Source organism: Plastoroseomonas arctica (genome assembly GCF_018128965.1).
In the GTDB taxonomy this organism is placed as follows: Bacteria; Pseudomonadota; Alphaproteobacteria; order Acetobacterales; family Acetobacteraceae; genus Plastoroseomonas; species Plastoroseomonas arctica.
On record NZ_JAAEDH010000001.1, the window covers coordinates 39,583 to 60,208 of the forward strand.

Annotated in this window: 22 protein-coding genes; 10 read left to right on the forward strand and 12 right to left on the reverse strand. The window is 70.1% G+C overall.

Annotated elements, in window-relative coordinates; translation table 11 throughout:
• Positions 1-25 precede the first annotated feature (25 nt).
• The 5 genes from GXW79_RS00200 to GXW79_RS00220 are packed head-to-tail and all read left to right on the forward strand — an operon-like array spanning position 26 to position 5,115.
• Positions 26-1,627: a hypothetical protein gene (locus GXW79_RS00200; RefSeq protein ID WP_246503586.1), complete on the forward strand. Its 1,602-nt coding sequence runs from the start codon at positions 26-28 to the stop codon at positions 1,625-1,627.
• Positions 1,628-2,452: an FAS1-like dehydratase domain-containing protein gene (locus GXW79_RS00205; protein WP_211872196.1), complete on the forward strand. Its 825-nt coding sequence runs from the start codon at positions 1,628-1,630 to the stop codon at positions 2,450-2,452.
• The gene (locus GXW79_RS00210) at positions 2,445-3,350 is read left to right on the forward strand and encodes a DMT family transporter (RefSeq protein WP_246503587.1); all 906 of its coding nucleotides are present in this window, start codon (positions 2,445-2,447) and stop codon (positions 3,348-3,350) included. The genes GXW79_RS00205 and GXW79_RS00210 overlap by 8 nt, the downstream gene beginning before the upstream one ends.
• Positions 3,350-4,255, forward strand: coding sequence for a DMT family transporter (locus GXW79_RS00215; RefSeq protein WP_211872197.1), 906 nt, complete (start codon positions 3,350-3,352; stop codon positions 4,253-4,255). Before GXW79_RS00210 ends, GXW79_RS00215 begins: the two co-directional genes overlap by 1 nt.
• Positions 4,252-5,115 carry an MBL fold metallo-hydrolase gene (locus tag GXW79_RS00220; RefSeq protein WP_211872198.1) on the forward strand — a complete coding sequence of 288 codons (864 nt, stop codon included), beginning with the start codon at positions 4,252-4,254 and terminating at the stop codon, positions 5,113-5,115. The genes GXW79_RS00215 and GXW79_RS00220 overlap by 4 nt, the downstream gene beginning before the upstream one ends.
• Positions 5,116-5,119: 4 nt before the next feature.
• Here GXW79_RS00220 and GXW79_RS00225 read toward each other — a convergent pair whose 3' ends face one another.
• Positions 5,120-6,127 (reverse strand): Bug family tripartite tricarboxylate transporter substrate binding protein, encoded by a 1,008-nt coding sequence (locus GXW79_RS00225; RefSeq protein ID WP_211872199.1) that lies wholly within the window; start codon positions 6,125-6,127, stop codon positions 5,120-5,122.
• Positions 6,128-6,150: 23 nt separating this feature from the next.
• Positions 6,151-6,585, reverse strand: coding sequence for a type II 3-dehydroquinate dehydratase (locus tag GXW79_RS00230; protein WP_211872200.1), 435 nt, complete (start codon positions 6,583-6,585; stop codon positions 6,151-6,153).
• Between the two features lie 181 nt (positions 6,586-6,766).
• Here GXW79_RS00230 and GXW79_RS00235 point away from each other — a divergent pair, with 181 nt between their 5' ends.
• Positions 6,767-7,504, forward strand: a complete 738-nt coding sequence (locus tag GXW79_RS00235) for a GntR family transcriptional regulator (RefSeq protein ID WP_211872201.1) — start codon at positions 6,767-6,769, stop codon at positions 7,502-7,504.
• Between the two features lie 100 nt (positions 7,505-7,604).
• On the opposite strand, the gene GXW79_RS00240 is transcribed toward GXW79_RS00235, so the two are convergent.
• The 7 genes from GXW79_RS00240 to GXW79_RS00270 form a co-directional block, all read right to left on the reverse strand.
• The gene (locus tag GXW79_RS00240) at positions 7,605-8,234 is read right to left on the reverse strand and encodes a class I SAM-dependent methyltransferase (protein WP_211872202.1); all 630 of its coding nucleotides are present in this window, start codon (positions 8,232-8,234) and stop codon (positions 7,605-7,607) included.
• 235 nt (positions 8,235-8,469) lie between these two features.
• Positions 8,470-10,185, reverse strand: coding sequence for a putative 2-aminoethylphosphonate ABC transporter permease subunit (locus GXW79_RS00245; RefSeq protein ID WP_211872203.1), 1,716 nt, complete (start codon positions 10,183-10,185; stop codon positions 8,470-8,472).
• A complete protein-coding gene (locus tag GXW79_RS00250) occupies positions 10,178-11,338 on the reverse strand; it encodes a putative 2-aminoethylphosphonate ABC transporter ATP-binding protein (RefSeq protein WP_211872204.1) in 1,161 nt (386 codons plus the stop codon). The genes GXW79_RS00245 and GXW79_RS00250 overlap by 8 nt, the downstream gene beginning before the upstream one ends.
• The gene (locus GXW79_RS00255) at positions 11,299-12,318 is read right to left on the reverse strand and encodes a putative 2-aminoethylphosphonate ABC transporter substrate-binding protein (RefSeq protein WP_211872205.1); all 1,020 of its coding nucleotides are present in this window, start codon (positions 12,316-12,318) and stop codon (positions 11,299-11,301) included. Before GXW79_RS00255 ends, GXW79_RS00250 begins: the two co-directional genes overlap by 40 nt.
• A gap of 81 nt (positions 12,319-12,399) precedes the next feature.
• Positions 12,400-12,933 (reverse strand): cysteine dioxygenase family protein, encoded by a 534-nt coding sequence (locus GXW79_RS00260; RefSeq protein WP_211872206.1) that lies wholly within the window; start codon positions 12,931-12,933, stop codon positions 12,400-12,402.
• Positions 12,934-13,032: 99 nt separating this feature from the next.
• Entirely contained in the window at positions 13,033-13,836 is an 804-nt protein-coding gene (gene phnX, locus GXW79_RS00265) for a phosphonoacetaldehyde hydrolase (RefSeq protein WP_211872207.1), read from the reverse strand.
• Complete coding sequence (locus GXW79_RS00270; protein WP_211872208.1) at positions 13,833-14,954, reverse strand: TIGR03364 family FAD-dependent oxidoreductase; 1,122 nt, start codon at positions 14,952-14,954, stop codon at positions 13,833-13,835. The genes phnX and GXW79_RS00270 overlap by 4 nt, the downstream gene beginning before the upstream one ends.
• A 110-nt stretch (positions 14,955-15,064) precedes the next feature.
• On the opposite strand from GXW79_RS00270, the gene GXW79_RS00275 reads away from it, so the two are divergent.
• A complete protein-coding gene (locus GXW79_RS00275) occupies positions 15,065-15,508 on the forward strand; it encodes a DUF3592 domain-containing protein (protein WP_211872209.1) in 444 nt (147 codons plus the stop codon).
• Here GXW79_RS00275 and GXW79_RS00280 read toward each other — a convergent pair.
• Entirely contained in the window at positions 15,505-15,795 is a 291-nt protein-coding gene (locus GXW79_RS00280) for a hypothetical protein (RefSeq protein ID WP_211872210.1), read from the reverse strand. The genes GXW79_RS00275 and GXW79_RS00280 overlap by 4 nt on opposite strands.
• A gap of 72 nt (positions 15,796-15,867) precedes the next feature.
• Here GXW79_RS00280 and GXW79_RS00285 point away from each other — a divergent pair, with 72 nt between their 5' ends.
• Positions 15,868-16,884: an SLAC1 anion channel family protein gene (locus GXW79_RS00285; RefSeq protein WP_211872211.1), complete on the forward strand. Its 1,017-nt coding sequence runs from the start codon at positions 15,868-15,870 to the stop codon at positions 16,882-16,884.
• 109 nt (positions 16,885-16,993) lie between these two features.
• Here the strand turns inward: GXW79_RS00285 and GXW79_RS00290 are convergent, their stop codons facing one another.
• Positions 16,994-17,317, reverse strand: a complete 324-nt coding sequence (locus tag GXW79_RS00290; RefSeq protein ID WP_211872212.1) for an NIPSNAP family protein — start codon at positions 17,315-17,317, stop codon at positions 16,994-16,996.
• Positions 17,318-17,403: 86 nt separating this feature from the next.
• Here GXW79_RS00290 and GXW79_RS00295 point away from each other — a divergent pair, with 86 nt between their 5' ends.
• Positions 17,404-18,579, forward strand: a complete 1,176-nt coding sequence (locus GXW79_RS00295) for a BaiN/RdsA family NAD(P)/FAD-dependent oxidoreductase (RefSeq protein WP_367614764.1) — start codon at positions 17,404-17,406, stop codon at positions 18,577-18,579.
• 11 nt (positions 18,580-18,590) lie between these two features.
• Positions 18,591-19,757, forward strand: coding sequence for an acyl-CoA dehydrogenase family protein (locus GXW79_RS00300; RefSeq protein WP_211872214.1), 1,167 nt, complete (start codon positions 18,591-18,593; stop codon positions 19,755-19,757).
• Here the strand turns inward: GXW79_RS00300 and GXW79_RS00305 are convergent.
• Complete coding sequence (locus GXW79_RS00305; protein ID WP_211872215.1) at positions 19,751-20,557, reverse strand: hypothetical protein; 807 nt, start codon at positions 20,555-20,557, stop codon at positions 19,751-19,753. The genes GXW79_RS00300 and GXW79_RS00305 overlap by 7 nt on opposite strands.
• Positions 20,558-20,626: the final 69 nt, after the last annotated feature.

The following is a 20,626-nucleotide window of genomic DNA, read 5'->3' on the forward strand; positions in this document are numbered from 1 at the left end:
GCAATGATGGGCGGCGCCAGGGAACATGACGCCACCACCCGCCAAAGCCGCAGACCCCTCTCTGGATGCCGAGCCGATTGCCCTGCCGGCCCCGCGCGTCTCCGGGTTGTCGGCGCGCATCGGCCTGTTGCGCGCCCTGGCCCTGGTGCCAGCGCTGGCCTTCCTCGTCGTGGTCCTCGCGCCACCGATGAACCATGACGTCGCGGCCGTGCTCAACTTCGCCGAGCGTTGGCTGGGCGGCGAGCGACTCTATCGTGACCTGATCGACGTCAACCCGCCGCTGATCTTCATGATCACGCTGATCCCGGCCGCACTCGGTTCCTGGACGCCGCTCGACGGGCCGGAGGCGCTGCTGGTCTGCGTGCTCGCCCTCTGCGTGGGTCTCTGGCGCATGTCGCACCTGCTGCGCCGCGGTCGCGCCGAGGGGCCGATCGAGGCGGCGGTGCTCGGCGCCATGATCCCGCTCACCCTGGTCATGGCGGGGTATGATTTCGGCCAGCGCGAGCACCTGATGGCGATCTGCGCCATCCCCTACGCGATCCTCGCCGCGCGGCGGATCGAGGGCCTCTACACCGGCCGCGCCCTGGCGATCGGCGTCACGCTGCTCGCTGCCCTCGCCTTCGCGCTGAAACCGCACTTCCTTGTCGTGCCGGCTCTGATCGAGGGCTTCGTGCTTCTCAAGCGCGGGCCGCGCCGGGCGCTGGCGGATGCGCTGCCCTGGCTGATGGCGGCGATATGGCTGGTCTATCTCGCCTCCATCCCGCTGCTGTTCCCCGAATATTTCGGCTACGTCGTGCCGCTGGTGTGGCAGTTCTACATCGACCTCGGCACCTTCGACGCCCTGGGCGTGCTGATGTCGCCGGTCCTCGGGCCGGCGGTGCTGGTGATGTTGTGCGCCATCGGCATCGCGTTCCGCCCGCGTGGTGCCAACCTGCCCAACCTGCTGCTGCTCGCCGCCATCGGCGCCTTCATCTCGGCCTGGGTGCAGCACAAGGGCTGGAGCTACCACGCTATCCCGGTGATCATGCTGAGCTGCCTCGCCATCGCGGCCGCGACCGGGCATTGGCTGGATTCCGTGGTGACGCCGGTGCGCCAGCCCGGCGCAGGGCGCGCCGTCGCCGTGGTCATGGCCGCGGGCATCGGCCTGTTCGCGGCGCGCGGCGAGGCGCCGTGGCGCGAGATCTGGTTCACCCAGCACATCGCCTCGCGCCTGACCAACCTGCTGCGCGCGGAAGCCTATGGGGAGCGGGTGCTGGTGCTCAGCCCCGACCTGTATCCGGTCTACCCGGCGCTGAACTACGCCCACGCGCAGATGACGCTGCGCACGATGAACCTGTGGCTGCTGCAGGGTGCGAATAGCGCCTGCCCAGCCTCGGGCGAGCGCTATCGGCAGACCTGGGAGATGAGCCGGGCGGAGTTCTTCGTCTACCGCACCGTCGCCGAGGATTTCGCCGCAGCCCCGCCCGCCGCGGTGCTGGTGGCCGACAATCCCGGCATTCCCTGGTGCGGCAGCGAGTTCAACTTCATCGAGTATTTCTCCCGCCATCCGCTGTTCGCCGAGACCTGGGAGCATTACCGCGAGGGTGGTCGGATCGACAATTACAGGCTCTACGTCCGGGAGAATTGAGTGGCCTACGAAGACTATCTCGGAAAAACCCAGACGCGCGAGGACCGGCTCGACACCCGCCTCGTCGAGGGGCTGTCGGCGACGCTCGGCCTCGTCCGGCCGGAAGGCGACATCCCGCCGCTGTGGCACTGGATGCTGTTCCAGGACTGGCGGGCGCCGGACGAGCTCGGCGAGGATGGTCACCCCAGGCGCGGCGGCTTCCTGCCCCCGGTGCACGACCTGCCGCGCCGCATGTGGGCGGGCGGGCGGCTCGACTTCACCGACAACGCGCTGCGCGCGAGCGACGGCGTCAGCCGCACCAGCACCATCGCCAAGATCAGCGAGAAGACCGGCGGGTCCGGCCGGCTGGTCTTTGTCACGGTGCGCCACGAGATCGCCAATGACCGCGGCCCGGTGCTAAGCGAGGAGCACGACATCGTCTATCGCGGCGCGGAGGGCGCGGCGGTGAAGCCGGCCGCCCCCGCACCGGACTGGCCCGATGCGGCACGCGCCACGCTCACGCCCGACGCGGTGATGCTGTTCCGCTTCTCCGCGCTGACCGGCAACGGCCACCGCATCCATTACGACCACCCCTACGTCACGGGGGTCGAGGGCTATCCGGGCCTGATCGTGCATGGACCGCTGCAGGCCACACTGCTCGCCGGCCATGCGCTGGCGCAGGCGCCGGGCAAGCGGCTTGCGCGGTTCGGCTTCCGCGGCCTGCGCCCCTGTTTCGATGGCCGCCCGCTGACGCTGCTCGCGCGCCACGAGGGCACCCGCATCCTGCTTGAGACGCGCGACGCGGAGGGGTGCACCTGCATGGCCGCCGAGGCTGATCTTGCCTGACATCCGCGCGCTCTCGGTGCCGACCGGCGCCGAGGCGACGCGGGGCATCGGGCTGGTTGTCGCGGGCTACTTGGTCATCACGCTCGCCGATGCCGCGGTGAAATGGGTGCTGCCGGAGATCGGCGCGGCGGCGGCGATGATCTGCCGCGGCGTGATCGGTGGCGCGGTGTTGCTGGCCATCACCCGGGGGCGGGGCATCTTCCCGCGCGACCGCTGGCTGCTCACCCGCCGGAGCCTCGCGCATTGCTGCGTCTCGGCGAGCTGGTACTGGGCCTGGGCGAACGGCATGCCGCTCGGCGACAGCTACGCGGTCGCCTGCCTGACGCCGCTGCTGATGACGCTGCTCGCCATCCCGATGCTGGGCGAGACGGTCGGCTGGCGGCGGATGACCTCCACGGCGGTCGGCTTCTGCGGCGTGCTGGTGATGCTCAACCCCGGCGGCGACCTGTGGCGCTTCGAGACGGCGGTGCTGCTCGTCGCCACCTGCATCATGGCGGTGACCCGCATCTGGACCCGCGTGCTCAGCCGCACCGACACGCCGGCCGCGATCGCCTTCTGGCTGATGGCCGCGCACATCCCGATGGGCCTGGCACTGCTGCCGGTCTTCCCGCCGCCGCAGGCTGGGCTGCCGGGGGCGGGCATCATTGCCGCGCTGCTGATCTTCGGCGCAGCGAACGCGGTCGCGCATTTGCTGTTCAGCCGCGCCTTCGCCCTCGCCCCGGTCTCGGTGCTGGCACCCTACGACTACACGCCCTTCCTGTACGGCATCGGCATCGGCTTCGCCGTGTGGTCCGAGGTGCCGGCCTGGAGCACGCTTGCCGGTGCGACGCTGGTCATCGCGGCCGGGATCTACAACCTCCACCGCGAGCGTGTGCGCCGTGCGGCGGAGCGCGCCTGATGGCCGAGGCACCGCGGCCCATGCGCCACGACATCCGCCGCGGTGCCCTGTTGATGCTGGGTGCGACGGCGCTGTTCACCGTCATGGGCGCCTTCGCCAAGGAGGCGAGCGTTCACCTGCCCTTTGTCGAGCTGATGTTCTTCCGCTCCGCGCTCGCGTTGCCGGTGGTGGTGGCCCTGGTATTCCGCGGCAATGCCTGGCGCGCTCTGCGCACGAAGCGCTTTCCCGGCCATGTGCTGCGCGCCTGTTCCGGCACCGCGGCGATGGCCTGCGGCTTCTACGCGCTGAGCGTGCTGCCGCTCGCCGAGCAGGTGGCGCTCACCTATACCTCGCCGCTGTTCGTGACGATGCTGGCGATCCCGTTCCTGGGCGAGAAGGTCGGCATCCATCGCTGGTCGGCGGTGCTGGTGGGCTTCGGGGGCATCGTCATCATGGCGCTGGGGCAGGGGGCATTCGCGGCCGGCGCGGCGGCGGGGCTCCTGTTCGGCACCATCGCGGCGGTGAGCAACGGGGCCTTCTCGGCGGTCACGACGCTGCTGGTGCGCGGCCTGTCCGCGACCGAGACCTCGACCACCATCGTGCTGTGGCAATCGGTGCTGATGACCACGATCATCGGGATGGCGCTGCCCTTCGTCTGGGTCACGCCCACCTGGTCCGAATGGCTGCTGCTGCTCGCGATGGGTCTGTTCGGCGGCATCGCGCAGGTGATGATGACGGAAGCCAATGCGAGCGCCCAGGTCTCCGCACTCGGCCCCTATTCCTACGGCGCGATCCTGTGGTCGATGCTGCTCGGCTGGACGGTGTGGGGGGACGTGCCGGGGGTCTCGACATTGGCGGGTGCGGCGCTGATCGTGGCGGCCGGCCTCTATATCCTGCATCGCGAATGGCAGCGGAGAATACGATGAGCATCGTCCATGTGCGCGAGGACAACCTGCCGCACGGCGCGGTCGAGGACACGGCGCCCGGCGTGCGGCGCATCATCTGCGCCAACCCGGGCCCCTTCACTTTCCGCGGCACCAACACCTACATCATCGGCAGCGGCCGGGTGGCGGTGCTCGACCCCGGGCCGGCGGACGCCGCGCATCTGGACGCGATCCGCCGCGCGACGGACGGCGAGGTGATCGAGCGCATCCTCGTCTCGCACACCCATCGCGACCATTCGCCCGGTGCGGCGCCCTTGCAGGCGCTGACCGGCGCGCCGACGCTGGGCTTCGGCCGCCATGCCGAGGGCGCCGATGGCGGCGACCATGATTTCTCCCCGGACGAGGTGCTGCCCGACGGCGCCCTGGTGGAGGGCGACACCTATCGCCTGACCGCCATCCACACGCCCGGCCATTGCGCCAACCACCTGTGCTTCGCGATGGAGGGCGGGGTGATGTTCAGCGCCGACCACGTGATGGGCTGGAGCACGACGGTGGTCGGCCCGCCCGACGGCAACATGGCGGACTATATGACAAGCCTCGCGAAGCTCGCCGCGCGCGACGGCGACGCCCCCTATCTGCCCGGCCACGGCCCCGCGATCCACGAGCCGGCCGCCTATGTCGCGGCCCTCGCGGCGCATCGGCGCGAGCGCGAGCAACGCGTGGTGGACGCGCTGGCCGCGCATGGCCCCGCGACGGTGGACGCGCTGGTCATGCCGGTCTACGGCCCGACGCTGGACGCCAGGCTGGTGGGCGCCGCCGCCCGCAGCCTGCTTGCGCACCTGATCAAGCTGGAGCACGAGGGCGCGGCGCGGCAGGACGGCCCGCTGTGGCGCCGGGCCTAGCCTTCTACTCCGGCCGGATGTTGCGCCGCCGGATCAGGCCCCCCCAGCGCTCGCCCTCGGCTGCCAGGTAGGCCGGAAACGCCTCCGACGTCCCACCGATCACGTCGATGGAGGCGTCCGAGAGCTTGGCCCGGACTTCGGGATTGTTCAGCGTGTCCCGCGCCGCCGCGGCGAGGCGCAGGATGATCGGCGCCGGCGTGCCGGCGGGCGCGAACAGACCGAAGTCGTTCGTCGCGAAATAGCCGGGCAGCCCGGCCTCGGCCAGTGTCGGGACGTCCGGCGCCTTGGCGTCGCGCGCGCGGCCAGTCACCGCCAGCGCCCGGAGCTCGCCCGAGCGGAGAAATGGGATCGCCGTGACGGTATCGACGAAGCCCATATTCGCCTCGCGCGTCAGCAGCGCCTGCAGCGCCGGCGCACCACCGCGATAGGAGACGTGCAGCATGTCCGTCCCCGACATCTCGAGCATCAGTTCCGGCGCGAGCTGCCCCACCGTGCCCGCACCGGGCGAGGCGTAGGAGAGCGTCCCGGGCGCGCGCCGTGCTGCGGCGAGGAGGTCGGCGACACTGGTGATGCCGCTCGCGGGATGGACGCAGATGAACATCGCGTTGCTGGCGAGCAGGCTGATCGGCGCGAAGGCGCGGTCATTGTCGTAGGGCAGCGGGGAGAACAGGTAGGGCGCGATGGCGAAGGTGCCGGTCGGCGCCACGCCCAGCGTATAGCCATCCGGGCGCGCGCGCGCGACGGCGCCATGGCCGATGGTGCCGCTGCCGCCGGTCCGGTTCTCGACCACGAAGGAGCCGCCGATGGTCGCGGGCATGTACTGCGCGAGCAGCCGGGCGACGTAGTCGGTCGATCCGCCGGGGGCGAAGGGCACGATGATCGTCACCGGGCGGGTGGGGTAGTCCGGCGCCTGCGCCCGGGCGGCGGGGATGCCGGTCGCGCCGAGCGCGGCCAGGCCGCCCAGCAGGGCACGGCGTTGGAAGGCCGCGTGGGGCCGGTGGATGTCGTTCATGGTCGTTCTTCCCTTGTCGTCGCTCAGTCCAGCAGCTCGAGCATCGCGCGCACGGCGGTCGCGTAGCCCTTCGCACCCAGGCCCGCGATCACGGCGGTCGCCGCGGTCGAGACGAGGGAGCGGTGGTAGATCGCCTCGCGCTTGTGGATGTTCGAGATGTGCAGCTCGATCAGCGGCCCGGGGAACATCTTCAGCGCGTCCAGCACCGGGATCGAGGTGAAGGTGAGCCCGGCCGGGTTGATGATGATGCCGGCGGCGGGCAGGTCGATGGCCTCGTGGATCCAGTCGACCAGCTGGCCTTCGTAGTTGGTCTGGTGGAACACGATGCCGGTCTCGCCGGCGGCGTCGCGGCACATGGCCTCAACCTCGGCGAGGGTGGTGTGGCCGTAGATTGCGGGCTCACGACGGCCGAGCCGGTTCAGGTTCGGTCCGTTCAGGACGTGGATGCTGCGGCTCACTGCGATCTCCTCGCGGCCAGATCCGTGGCCTTGGCGGCGAAGGTGGCGGAAGGCGCCGATATTGTAAACCGACAAAGCTATGATGCTCGGACGATAAGACGAACCTCATACGAAAAACGGGCTGGCTTGCCTTGCGCTCGGGCGACGGCTAGGTCGGGCGGACAACGGCACGGGCCAGTCCATGGAGGATGTTTCCGTCGGCGAGGCGGCCTATCGCAGGGTGCGCACCGACATCCTGTTCGGTCGCCTCACACCCGGGCAGCGCCTGGGCCTGGACTGGATGCGCCAGACCTACGGCATCAGCGTCAGCACCCTGCGGGAACTGCTCAGCCGCCTGTCATCGGAGGATTTCGTCACCGCCGAAGGCCAGCGCGGCTTCGAGGTCGCGCAGGTCTCGCCCGCGGATTTCCGCGAAGTGGCGGATCTGCGGCTGCTGTTGGAAACCCACGCGATAGGCAACTCCTTCGCCGCGGGAGGCCTCGACTGGGAGGGCCATGTCGTGGCGGCGCACCACCGGCTCGCGGCACTCGAGCGCCGCCTGATCGCCGGCGAGGCCTCCGAGGCGGAGGTCTGGAAGCGCTACGACTGGGAGTTCCACCGCGCCCTCATCGCCGCTTGTGGCTCCCGCGCGCTGCTGCAGGCGCACGCCGCCGCCTACGACCGCTATTTGCGCTACCAGATGGTGGCCGTGGTGTTCCGCGGCGCGGTCGCCGCCGAGGAGCACCAGCGCCTGCTGGAATGCGCATTGGCGCGGGACGCGGCGGCGGCCAGGCGCGTCCTGCAGACGCATATCGAAAGCTGCGTCTCGCAGGTCCTGCAGGCGGGCACGCTGGAAGCCCTAGCCAATGGCAATGCGGAGTCGACAGGGTCGCGTCGCCGGCGCGCCGAGGCCAAGCCCGCCTCCGGCGCTTCGAGGTAACTCCGTCCAGCGCTTGCGCACCGTACACGCGGGCGCGTTCTTTGATGCGCAGGCGCCGCCCCTGCGTCGGGCGCGCGTGCCCGACGCCTGAGAGTACACCTTACGCGCGCGGCGTGTAGCGCCAGACGCTCGCGGGGGGGAAGTTCAGCGGCGTCCACTCCTCGCGCTTGGCCACCAGGTCATGCTTCTTCCACGGCAGCGGCGAGGTGACGCAGTAGGAGAAATGGATGAACCCACGCCCCGGCGCCACCGCCTCCATCGCGTCGATGAAGCGGCGCTGCTCCGGCACCGGCAGAAGCACCAGCGGAATGCCGCACACCACGGATCCGATGCGGCCCTGGAAGCGGGCGGGCAGCAGCCGGGCGGTTTCCCGCGCATCGCCCTGGATGACCGTCACGCCGGGCAGGATGGCCCGCAGCATCTCGACCATGTCCGGCTCGATCTCGACCACGACCAGCTGCTCGGGCGGCAGGCCCGCCGCCAGCAGCGCGCGCGCGACCACGCCGGTGCCGGAGCCGAGTTCCAGCACGACCTCCCCATCCTTCGGCCAGGCCTGGCGCACGACGCGGGCGCAGAGCGCGGCGGAGGAGGGGATGATCGAGCCCATCCGCAGCGGGTGCGCCATCCAGCGCTTGAAGAACAGCATGGCACCACGGCCGGCATTGCCCTGCGGCGAGGCGGAGCGCTTCTGGTCGACGGTGAGGGAGGAAGTCCCGTTCGGAGGCGTCATGTGGCGGAGACCTGACCTTTGCTTGACGTTGGCGTTGCAGCACGCCTGACCATGGAGCGGCTAGCGCCGCTTTCGCGACAAACGTGTGACGATTCGACGACTCTGCGCTGACACAACCCGTTCAGGTCACCCGCGCCGTGTATCCTCTATCGTATGGCAATGAGTTTGCCGAGGCTGCCGGCCTGTAACAAGCGCCGCAGTGCACAAAACCGGACGCGCAACGATGGTCCGGTCCTCAACGCTGCCGCCAGGCCTGGGTCGCGCGGTTCACCACCCCACCCATGGCGACATGGAACAGCTTCACCGCCGCGGTGATGGCGAGGATTGTGCAGGCCATGGCGGCGGCGGCCGAGCCCTGTCCCGCCTCGTCCATATGGACCACCGCGATGGCTGCGAGCTTGGTGTCCGGGCCATAGAGGAAGATCACCGCGCTTACCGTCGTCATTGCGTTGACGAAGAGGTAGACGGCGATGTCGAGGATGGCGGGCAGGCAGATCGGCACGGTGACGCGGCCGAAGGTGACGAAGACCGGCACCCGCAGGCTCGCGCCCACCGATTCGAATTCAGGGTCGAGCTGCCGGATGGCCGTCATCGCGGTCAGGTGGCCCACCGTGTAGAAATGCACCAGGCAGTTCGCTACCAGGATGACCAGCCCGCCGTAGAAATACCCCAGCGGATTGGCCGGGTGATTGAAGAACAGGATGTAGGCGAGGCCGAGGACGAGGCCCGGGATGGCCAGCGGCAGCTGCGCCGTCAGCCGCAGCATCCCGGGGATCGGCCCACCCTGCGGCCCCCGCTCGAGCAGCCAGGCGATGGTGAAGATCGCCGGCGCCCCGATTACCGCCACCAGCGTCGCGAGCTTGACCGAGTTCCACACAGCGCCCCAGCCCGCCGGGTCGAAATTCTCGAAGGCGTAGTTCGCCGTGGTGAGCGTCAGGTTGTATGGCCAGAAGGTGATCAGCGACCCCCAGATGGCCACGCCCGTGAGGCCCAGCAGCACGCCCGCCACCACCAGGCAGTGCAGCAGGCACAGCCCGTCGCGCGCCGCGTTCGGCTTGGGCTGGTAGGACACGGCGCGGCCGGACATGGTGGCCTCGCGCTGGCGCTGCGCCCAACGGTCGATCAGGAACGCGGCGACGGCGGGCAGCAGCAGCACGATGCCGACCACCGCACCCATGTTGAAGTCGAGCTGGCCGACGACCTGCTTGTAGACGTCGGTCGCGAGGACCGGGAACTGCCCGCCGATCACCTTGGGGATGCCGAAATCCGTCATCACCAGGGTGAAGACGACGATCGCGGCCGAGACCAGCCCGTAGCGCGCCTGCGGCAGTGTCACCGTCATGAACACGCGCAGCGGCTTCGCCTTCAGCGCCGCGGCCGCCTCGTAAAGCCGCCCGTCCGAGGTCCCGAGTGCGACCGCCAAAATCAACGCCGCATGCGGGAAACAGGAAAACACCTGCGCCATGATGACGCCGACCGGCCCATACAACGGCTGCCCGAACAACGCCCCGCGCAGCATTCCCTGGTTGCCGAACAGCGTGATCAGCGCAAGCGCGGGCAGCAGCGAGGGCGCCAGCACCGGGATCAGCATCGCCGCGCGGAAGAAGCCCTTGGCCGGGATCCGGCTGCGGGTGAGCGCAAAGGCGTAGAAGAAGGCCAGCGGGATCACCAGCGCCGTGGTGAGCGCCGAGGTCCAGAGCGAATTCCAAGCGGCGGTGAACAGCGCCGGCGTCGTCACGTAGGTGGCGAAATTCGCCAGCCAGACGAATTGCCCCGCCTGGTTCGAGAAGGCGCGGCTGAGCAGCACGCCCATCGGCAGCAGCAGCGCCATCGCGAGTGTCATGAGCGCTACCCATTGCCCCAGGCGCATGATCTGCGCCGCGCGCGACAAGCGCGGCCGCACCACCGGCGGCGCCGGGATCAGCGAGGCGGGCAGCGTGCCGCTAGACATCCGTGGGGAACACCATCAGCGCCTCGGGCGGGAGTGCCACCGGGATCGCGGAACCCACGAAGGCGCCCAGGGCCGTGACCATCCCGGCCGGCACATCGGCGTCGAGCCGCAGCCGGCCGAGCTCGACCGAGACGCGGCTGAGCGCGCCCATGAACTCGACATGGGTAACCACGCCCTGATGGTGGCGCATGACCAGCGCCTCCGGCCCGATGCGCACATCCTCGGGGCGGATGAACACCTCCACGCGCGCGCCGTAGAGCAGGTGGGCGAGGCCGCGGGCCTCGAGGCGCAGGCCGTCGGGGGTGATCAGCATGTTGGCCGGCGTGTCGATCTTGGCGTCGAAATGCGCCGAGCGGCCGACGAAGCCCGCGACGAAGGGGGTGGCGGGGCGGCGGTAGATGTCCTCGGGCGTGCCGACCTGCTCGATGCGCCCCTGCGACATCACCACGATGCGGTCGGAGACACTCATCGCCTCCTCCTGGTCGTGGGTGACCATGATGGTGGTCACACCCAGGCGCCGCTGCAGGCTGCGCAGCTCCTGGCGGAGGTTGATGCGCACGATGGCGTCGAGGGCGGAAAGCGGCTCGTCGAGCAGCAGCAGCCCCGGCTCATTGGCCAGCGCGCGGGCCAGGGCCACGCGCTGCTGCTGCCCGCCCGAAAGCTGCGCGGGGTATTTCTGCGCCTGTTCAGGTAGGCCCACGGTGGTCAGCAGCTCGGCCACGCGCTCGGCGACGCGGGCGCGGGTCCATCCTCCGCCGCGCAGCCCGTAGCCAACATTCTGCGCAACCGAGAGGTTGGGGAACAGCGCGTAGGACTGGAAGACGATGCCGAAATCGCGCATCTCCGGCGGCAGCCCGGTGATGTCGCGCCCGCCCTGGGTGATGGAACCCGTGGTCGGCGGATCCAGCCCCGCGATGGCGCGCAGCAGCGTGGTCTTTCCGCACCCCGAGGGACCCAGGAAGGCCACGAACTCGCCCTGGGTGATGGTCAGGCTCACCCGGTGGAGTGCTGCGAAGGTGCCGAAGCTTTTCGCGACCTGCTGGATCACCAGATAGGGCGGCGCGGTGGGCGCCGTCGGCGCCTCCGCCTCCGCGCGGACGACGCCCGAGGCCATCAGCGCGGCGCCGACTTGCCGTCGAAGCGGCTCGCCCATTCGCGCAGGATGCGCTCGCGCTCGTTCGCCATTGCGCGGATGTCCTGGCTCACCAGGCGCTGCTCGAACTCGGCCGGGTAGCCGCGCACGGTGGACTCGACGCCGGGCAGCGCGAGCAGCGCGTACCAGCGGCCATAAAGCTGCATCGCCGGGCGCGAGACCGCGAAATCCGCCAGCCGCTGCGCGGCTTCGAGGTTGCGGGTGCCGCGGACGATCGCCGTCGCCTCGAGGTCGTAGCCGACGCCGTCGGTGGGCACGATGATCTCGAGCGGCGCGCCCTGGTTGCGCAGGGTCACCGCGCGCATGTCGAAGCTCAGGCCCATCGCGTATTCGCCGCGCGCGGCGTTGTTGCACGGCGCGCTGCCGGAGTGGGTGTAGACCTGGATGTTCTCGTGCAGGCCGGTCATGTACTGCCAGGCCCGCGCCTCGCCCTGCGCGCCCACCCAGCCGGCGATGGTCAGGAACCCGGTGCCCGAGGAGTTCGGGTTCGGCATCACGATCTGGCCGCGATAGGCGGGGTTGAGCAGGTCCGCCCATGTCGACGGGCGCGGCAGGTTGCGCTGCGCGGCCACCGCGGTGTTGAAGCAGATCGCCGAGACGAACGCATCCATCCCGGTCCAGGTCATCGGGCTGCGGTCGGAGCGCATTGCCGGGCGCAGGGCTTCCGCGCCGCGCGGCGTGTAGGGCTCCAGCATCTCCTGCGCTTCCATCTGCAGCAGCGAGAATGCGGACAGCCCCCAGATCACGTCGGCGCGGGGATTGGCGCGCTCGGCAATCGCCCGCGCGGTGATAACGCCGGTGGAATCGCGGACCCAGGCGATCTCGATGGTGGGCACGGCGGCCTCGGCGGCGGCCTTGAGCGGGGCGAGCTGCTCGGTCTCCAGCGCGGTGTAGACCATCAGCCGCGTGCGGGTCTGCGCCTCGGCCATGGCGGATGTCGCCGTCAGGGCGGCGAGTGCGAGCAGCGCGCGCTTGAGCATGGTGGTCCCCCTCGATGTTCAGAGCGGGATAGAATGCTCGCGACGACGTGCGTGTGACAATGCTGTGGCGCTTTGGGGAGGCTAGTGCAGCGCCATGCCCTTGAGCACCGCCGCGCGGTCATAGGGCGCCTCGGCGAGACTTTCGGGGTCCCACATGGACCGCTCGGCGGCGAAGAAATCGCCGTCATAGACGTGGATCGCGGCGCTGATCCGGCCGAGCGGATTGACCACCGAATGGATGATGTCCCGCCCCAGCAAGGCCACATCGCCCACGCCGAGCGCGGCGCCGCCGGCCGGCTCGATCTGGTACTTCTCCGGGTTGGGCAGCTTGCGCCAGAACACGTTGTCTTCGCGCCCCGAATACATGCCGATCACCGCCGCGAGCAGGTGGTTGTGCGGCAGCGTCACCTGCTGCGGCGCCCAGGCGATGTTCATCACGGTGAATTCGGCGCTGTGGTGCAGCACCTGGATGGCAGGCTTGTCCGGCGCGCCGAGGCAGCGCGCGATGCCGGCGGGGTCGCTGACGGCGCGCGCGACGACCTGGCGCATCGCCTGGCGGGAGCGTTCGGGCAGCGTCTCCCGAAGGTCGGCGATGAACTGGTCGAGGTCGAACATCGTGCAATCCCCTTGCGGCGGCAGGAGGAGATTACACGGGGATGAAAGTCGAAAATACCAAAATCGTCGCCGAAAAGGGAAATTTCATCCCTCGACCACTCAACCAGTAGGAAGTTGTCCTTCTGTCAGCCTGGCCTCGATGGCGTCCATCGCTGCCGGCAGGTCGGCGACGGAGTCGATCACGAGGTGCGCCCCACCCTCTATGAGCTGGCGGGTCGCCTCGGCGCGAAGCTCGGTGATCTCAGCCTCGTGCAGGGCCGCGAGTTCCTCGGCCGACAGCCCCGCGATGTTGCCCGACAGCGCCAGCCCCACGGCCCAAGCGCCGGCATTGCGCGCCTCCCCCAGTCCGGGCGGGGTGTCGTCGAACTTCACCACCGTCTCGGCCGGCCAGATGCCCATCTTCGCCATGGCGAACCACATCTGCAGCGGCGCGGGGCGGCCCTCGGGCAGATCGCCGGCGCAGACCATCACCTCGGGGGAAAAACCTTGCGCGGCGGCGAGGGGGGCGAGGCGCTGCATGATCGGGCGCGTGTAGCCTGTCGTGGAGCCGATGCGGATGCCACGCGCGGCGCACCAGTCGAGCGCGTCCTTGGCGCCGGAGATCAGGGCCGAATGGGCCTCGACGGCGGCGATGTTCAGCGGCTCGAAGATGTCGAAGATCGCGTCGATATCGGCGTCGCCGAAATCGCGCCCGTGCTTTGCGCGCCAGGCCGCAGCCACCGTGGGCGCGGTGCCGACCAGGCGAATATGGTCGCGCTTGGCCATGCCCATCGGCCCGCGCGCATCGGCAATGGCGATCGCGACGCCCATCTGCGCGAATGCCTCCACGAAGGCGCCCATCGGCGCACGCGAGCCATGGTCCAGCACCGTGCCTGCCCAGTCGAAGATCGCCGCCTTGATCATGTTGCGTACTCCAGTCCCATGAGGTCGTGCAGCACCTCCTGCGCCAGCCCGAAACCGGTGCTGGCCCCGGTGCCGGAGGTCACGGACACCAGCCGTACCCCCGGCAGAGGCGTCTCGAAGAACGCATCCGTCTCGCCGGAAGGATAGACGCCGATCCAGCGCTCGATCACGCGCGGTTCGATGACGAGCACGCGGCGCAGCTCGTCGAGGATGATGTCGTCCACGAAGCCGGGCTGGAACGGGTCCGGCGTCGCGGAATAATGATGCGAATCGCCCACAACCAGCGACCCGTCCGCGCCCTGCACGACGATGAGGTGGACGCCATGCTCCAGCGCCTCGGGCTGCTCGGCGGCTAACCGTGCACGTAGCGCCGGAAGGGAGGACGCGCCGTGATAGCCGCGGTAGCGATGCAGCCCGAGGTCGCTCATCACCGCCGCCGGCAGCCGCCAGCCGGGGTCCGCCACACGCAGCATGTGCAGCTTGCACAGCGTGACGCCGCGCGCGGCAAAACTCTGGCCGAACAGCGTGGTGATGTCGGTCCCTGGGCAGACCACGATGTGCTTCGCCGCGATGGCGCCGCCGGTGGTGCGCACCTCGCCCTCCGCGATGGCGGTCACCGCGGTGCGCCACTGGAACACCACGCCCATTGTCTCGAGATAGGCGGCGAGCTTGGGGATCGCCTCGCGGCTTTCGACGCGCAGCTCATGCGGGGAATGGAGCGCACCGGCGAGCGCGTCGCGCCGCAGCGGTTCGGGAAGCTCCGCGCCGCGCAGCAGACGGCAGCCTTCGCCCATCGGGCCGGCGGAAAACTCTTCCAGTACGGCCAGCGCCTCGGGCCGACGCGCCGCGACCAGCGTGCCGCGGTGATGCACATCGATGCGCGCGAGCGGCGCGATCTCCGCCCAGATGTTCCGCGCGCGGCGCGCCCTTTCCCAGGTCGCGCCCGCGCCCTGGCCGGTGACGGTGACGAAGCCGAAATTGCGGATCGAGGCGCCGTTCGCCTGCGCGTCGCGCTCGACCACCACCACGCGCTTGCCCGCGCGCGCCGCGAGATAGGCATGGGCGAGGCCGATGATGCCGGCGCCGATGATGATGATGTCGGGGGATCGATTGGGCATGGCTGATCCAAGCCGCGCGGGACATGGGACGCAAGCGCCATTCCACGCCGCGCGCCGCCAGGCTAGCGTCGCGACGTTCGGGCGGTGAAGGGATGGCGATGGCGGCGGGCGTGACATGGCCGTTGCGGCTGGCGGCCATGGTCGCGCTGGCGATCGGCATCGGCTGCGGCCTTGGCGCGTGGCATATCTGGTCCGACAATGCCCGCATGGTCCGGGTCGGCGTCGAGGTGCAGGGACGCATGACCGGCGCCTATCGCGAGGTGCAAGGGCGCGGCGGTTCCAGCCTCTACCCCACCGTCAGCTACCGCACGCGCGAGGGCCGGCTGATCATCGGCCAGGTCGAGCATGCCGTCGACAGGGCGGACATCGAAAGCAACCGCGTGGTCGCGCTTCTCTATGACCCCGACGACTCGCAGCGGGTCGATCTCGCCGCCACCGTGGCGGCGGGTGCGGGCGTGCTGCCCTGGCTCCTGGCCGGGCTCGGCCTTGCCGTCGCCGAGCTGAGCGCGATGGCTCTGCTTCGCCGGTGGCGCGCGATGCGGGGCCGACCCTAGATGAATTCGCCGCGCAAGAACCCCAGCGCCGGCAGCGGCCGCCAGCTGCGCGGCAGGTCTGCCCGCTTGATGGGTGCGACCGAGTAATGCGGCACGGGCTGCTTGGCGCGGCGGAGGAAATCCGCATAGGCGCGCACCTCGTTCGCCCGCCAGGCACGGTCGGCTAAGGCCGCGTCGCGGGAGCGGAATACCTCGGCCACGCGGTCGGCCTTGCCCGCCGTCGCGATGACGGCCCAGAGCGTATCTTCGTCCCCGCGCGGGATCGGCAGCAGCTGCATCACCCGCATGCAACGCCCGCTTGCCCGGCGGGGTCAAGCCCCGGCGCGGGACGCGTCGATCAAGCTCCGGCGCGGGACGCCATGACGAATGCGACGATCCCGGCCATGCTGCGCCGCATGACGCCGCCCCTCCTGCCAAGCCTGGCCCATCTGCCGCTGGGGCTTTTCGCCGCGCCGATGGGGGTTTGCGGACTGGGACTCGCCTGGCGCACGGCCGCCGAGACGCTGGCTGCGCCGGCGATCCTGGGCGAAGCCCTGCTCGCGCTCGGGGCCGCGACCTGGCTGTTGCTGCTGGGGCTGCATGGTCTGCGCGGCCTGCGCCACCCGGGCGCGCTTGCCGCCGACCTCGCCCACCCCGTCCGCGGCGCCTTCATCGGCGCCGTCACCATCGGCGCCATGCTGGCGGCCGGGGCGCTCGGGCCCTATGCGCCCGGGGCGGCGCATGCGCTGTGGTTCGTGGGTGCCTTCGGGCACCTCGCGGTCGCGGCGGTGACGCTGCGCGCGCTGCTGACCGCGCCGCGTGCGGTCGAGAGCCTGACGCCTGTCCTGCTGATCCCGCTGGTCGGCAACATCGTGGCCCCCGCGATCGGGGTGCGGCTCGGAGAACCCGCCCTGGGATGGGGTTTCTTCGGCATCGGCGCCTTCCTGTGGCTGGCGCTGCACCCCATCCTGCTCGGCCGGCTGGTCGCCGGGCCGGCCCTGCCGGCGCCACTGCGCCCGACGCTGGCCATCCTGCTCGCACCGCCCGCGGTGGGTGCGATCGCGCTGGTGCAGCTGAGTGGGACGCATGGCGTGGCGGCGTTGGGGTTGTGGGGCGCGGCACTGGTCGTGGCGCTCGCGCTGCTGCTGAACCTGCGCGACTTCCTGCGCCTGCCATTCAGCCTGAGCGCGTGGGGCTACACCTTTCCCGCCGCTGCCTTCGCCATCGCGACAATGGAGATGCTTTGGGCGCATGCGCCGGCCTGGGCCATGGCGGCCGCCTGGCCGGTGCTGGCCGCGGCGAGCGCCATCGTGGCGCTGGTCGCGACGGGGACACTTCGGCGCGCGATCAGCGGCGCGCTGCTGCGGCCCGAGCAGGAGCCTGTCCCTAAATGCTGACGACGCGAGCCAACCGTGCTTTTCCGCGTCGGCTGCGTCGCCCTCCTAGCCGACACGAAAAATCCCTCGCCGGCTTATCGCCGCCCGCCCTTCGGAGCAGGCTCGGTCCTCAATCCTGCCATTTCACCTGCAGGAAGGGTGCGGGCATCAGCAGCTTGTTCTCCTGCGTGACGATGAACGGCCGCACCTTGCCCAGATAGGCCTTCCAGGCTTCGCTCGCGCCGAGCTTGGCGCGGCGCTCGGCACGTTCTTCCAGGCTCTCATAGGCCCACATGTGGATGACCTGGTTGAGCGGGCCGAATTCTGTCGTGTAGTAGCCGACCAGCCGCCCCAGGATCGGCTTCTGGATCGCCAGGCCCTCTTCCCCATAGGCTTTGACGTAGGCGGGCGACGTGCCCGGCGCCAGCGTGTAGATGCGTTCCTCGACGATCATCGCGTTCTCTCCCTCGGATGCGTGATGAGGGACTAGAGCGCAGCCCGGCCCTTCGCGCCAGCCGGGGCGCGTGGCACAAGCGGGCCGTGCAGGAATACGACGCGATCATTCTGGGTGCCGGTGCCGCCGGCCTGATGGCGGCGATGACGGCGGGGGCGCGCGGCAAGCGCGTGCTGCTGCTCGACCACGCGGAGGAGGCGGGCAAGAAGATCCTGATCTCCGGCGGCGGCCGGTGCAATTTTACGAATTTGAACATCGCGCCGGACCGGTTCATCTCAAACAACCCGGCCTTCTGCCGTGCGGCCCTCGCAGGGTACACGGCGGCGGATTTCGTCGCACTCGTTCAGAAGCACGGCATTGCCTTTCATGAGAAGACACTCGGGCAGCTGTTCTGCGACGGTTCGGCGCGCGCGATTCTGGCCATGCTGCTGGAGGAGTGCGCGGCGGTGCACATCGACCTGCGCCTGGGCCAGCGCGTGACGGGCGTCACGCATGATGGGCGCTTCCGCGTGGCGACCGCGCACGCGACCCACACCGCGCCGGCGCTGGTGCTGGCGACCGGCGGGCTGTCGATCCCGAAGATGGGCGCGACGGACTTCGCGCATCGCATCGCGCTTCAGTTCGGGCTGCCGGTGATCCCGCCGCGCGCCGGGCTGGTGCCGCTGACCTTCGCCGATGATGCGCTGACGCTGATGCAGCCGCTCGCGGGGGTGGCGCTCGACTGCGTCGCCCGCGCCGGCAAGGCAGCCTTCGCCGAGGCGATGCTGTTCACCCATCGCGGCCTCTCCGGCCCCGCCATCCTGCAGGCGAGCTCCTACTGGAACCCCGGCGAGGCGATCACGCTCAACCTGCTGCCCGGGCGCGACGCGAATGCCAGCCTCGTCGCGCTGCGCGAGGCCCGCCCCAAGGCCGCGGCGCACAACGCGCTGGCGGATCTGCTGCCCGCGCGCCTGGCGACTGCGCTGGCGGCTGCCTACCTGCCACCGCGCACAATGGCTGAGCAGCCGGGTGCCGCGCTGCGCAAGCTGGCACAGATGCTGGGCGGCTGGCAGCTCACGCCGATGGGCACGGAAGGCTACGCCAAGGCGGAAGTGACGCTGGGCGGCATCGATACCGCGGCGCTTTCGCAGCGCGACATGCAGGCGAAATCGGTTCCCGGCCTCTTCGTCATCGGCGAGGCGGTGGACGTGACCGGCTGGCTGGGCGGGTATAATTTCCAATGGGCGTGGTCGAGCGGATACGCGGCCGGCGCGGCCATCTGAGGGAGGCCATCGTGGATTTCGCCCCCACCCCCGAACAGGATGCCGTGCGCGACGCCATCGCCCGCATCTGCACCCGCTTCGACGATGCCTATTGGCACGCGCGGGACCATGACGGTCGCTTCCCGAACGAGCTGCACCAGGCGCTGGCCACCGATGGCTGGCTCGGCATCTGCATGCCCGAGCGCTTCGGCGGCGCAGGCCTCGGCATCACCGAGGCCGCGATCATGATGCAGGCCATTTCCGAGAGCGGGGCGGGCATGTCGGGCGCGTCCGCGATCCACATGAACATCTTCGGCCTGCAGCCTGTCGTCGTTTTCGGCACCGAGGCGCAGCAGGCGCGCATGCTGCCGCCGCTGATCGCGGGCCGCGAACGCGCCTGCTTCGCGGTAACGGAACCCAACACGGGCCTGGACACGACGCAGTTGCGCACGCGGGCCGAGCTGCGTGGCGACCGCTACGTCATCAATGGCCAGAAGGTGTGGATCTCGACCGCGCAGGTCGCCGAGAAGGTGCTGATCCTCGCGCGCACCACGCCGATCGACCAGGTCAACAAGCGCACCGACGGGCTGAGCCTTTTCTACACCACTCTCGACCGCAGCCGCGTCGAGGTGCGCGAGATCGAGAAGATGGGCCGCAAGGCGGTCGATTCGAACCAGCTCTTCTTCGACAATCTCGAGGTGCCGGTCGAGGACCGCATCGGCGAGGAAGGGCAGGGGTTTGGCTACATCCTGCACGGCCTCAACCCCGAGCGCATCCTGATCGCCGCCGAAGCCGTGGGGCTGGGCCACGCGGCACTGCGCAAGGCCACCCAATACGCGAAGGAGCGCCGCGTCTTCGGGCGCGCCATCGGACAGAACCAGGCCATCCAGCACCCGCTGGCCGAGAACTGGATGCAGCTCGAGGCCGCGCGGCTGATGATCCTCAACGCCGCCTGGCGCTACGACCAGGGCCTGTCCTGCGGCGCTGAAGCGAACAGCGCGAAATACCTCGCGGGCGAGGCCGGCTTCAACGCCTGCCAGCAGGCGGTGATGACGCATGGCGGCTTCGGCTATGCGAAGGAATACCATGTCGAGCGCTACCTGCGCGAAAGCATGATCCCGCGCATCGCCCCGGTCAGCCCGCAGCTGATCCTGTGCTTCATCGCGGAGAAGGTGCTGGGCCTGCCGCGCAGCTACTGATCCAGCGCGCGGGCCAGCCCCGCGCCGATCCCACCCATTTCCGCGATCAGGCCGCCGGCGAAGGCATCGAGCGCGGGCAGCATCGCCGCCGCATGCGCAGCCGGAAAGGGACCAGGCGGCGCCATGCCCGCCCGCAGCTTCGGCGCGGCCACCACTGCGCGCGCGATCAGCGTATCGCGAAGCGTCGTGACCGCGCCGGCCGCGACCATCGGCGCGAGGGCCATGCGTAGCGGCGCCAGCAGGCCAGGGATCAGCGCGAGGTGGAGATACAGGCTCGGAACCGCATCGCCGATGCCGCCATGGAAGGCAGCCAGCGCGCGCACCTCGGCCGCGATTTCGGCGGGCAGCTCGGCAAGCTTGGGCTGCGCGGGCAGCGCCGGCAGCATCGGCGGCGGCAGCGCGTCGAGCGTGAGCGGCGCGCCCCCGATCGGTTCCCCCGCGATGGCCTGGCGCAGCGCCGTCAGCACCTGCAGGTTGGTGAGATTGCCGCGATTGTAGGTGTCCACCATCACGCGCAGCATCGCCTGGTCCACGCCATTCAGCCGCCGCGCGACCACCACGAAATCCGCGAAGCCGCCGGGTTCGCCCAGGCCCAGCATCGCCTCGCGCTCGCTGCGCACCGTCGCACTGCGGATCACGCCCTCGGCCGTCTCCACCATCCAGGCGAGCACGCCCGGCAGCGTCGCCGCGTGCCGCCAGATCAGGTTGACGACGGGAATGCCCATCGCGTCGCGCAGCCGCGCATAGAGCAGCGCGATTTCGCGCGGTGCCTCGCCCTCATGGATCTCCGCGAACGCCATGCCCGACTTCCCCCGTGATTGGACGCCTCCCGCGCACCCCGATAGGCTCGGCGCAAGCTCAGCAGGAGG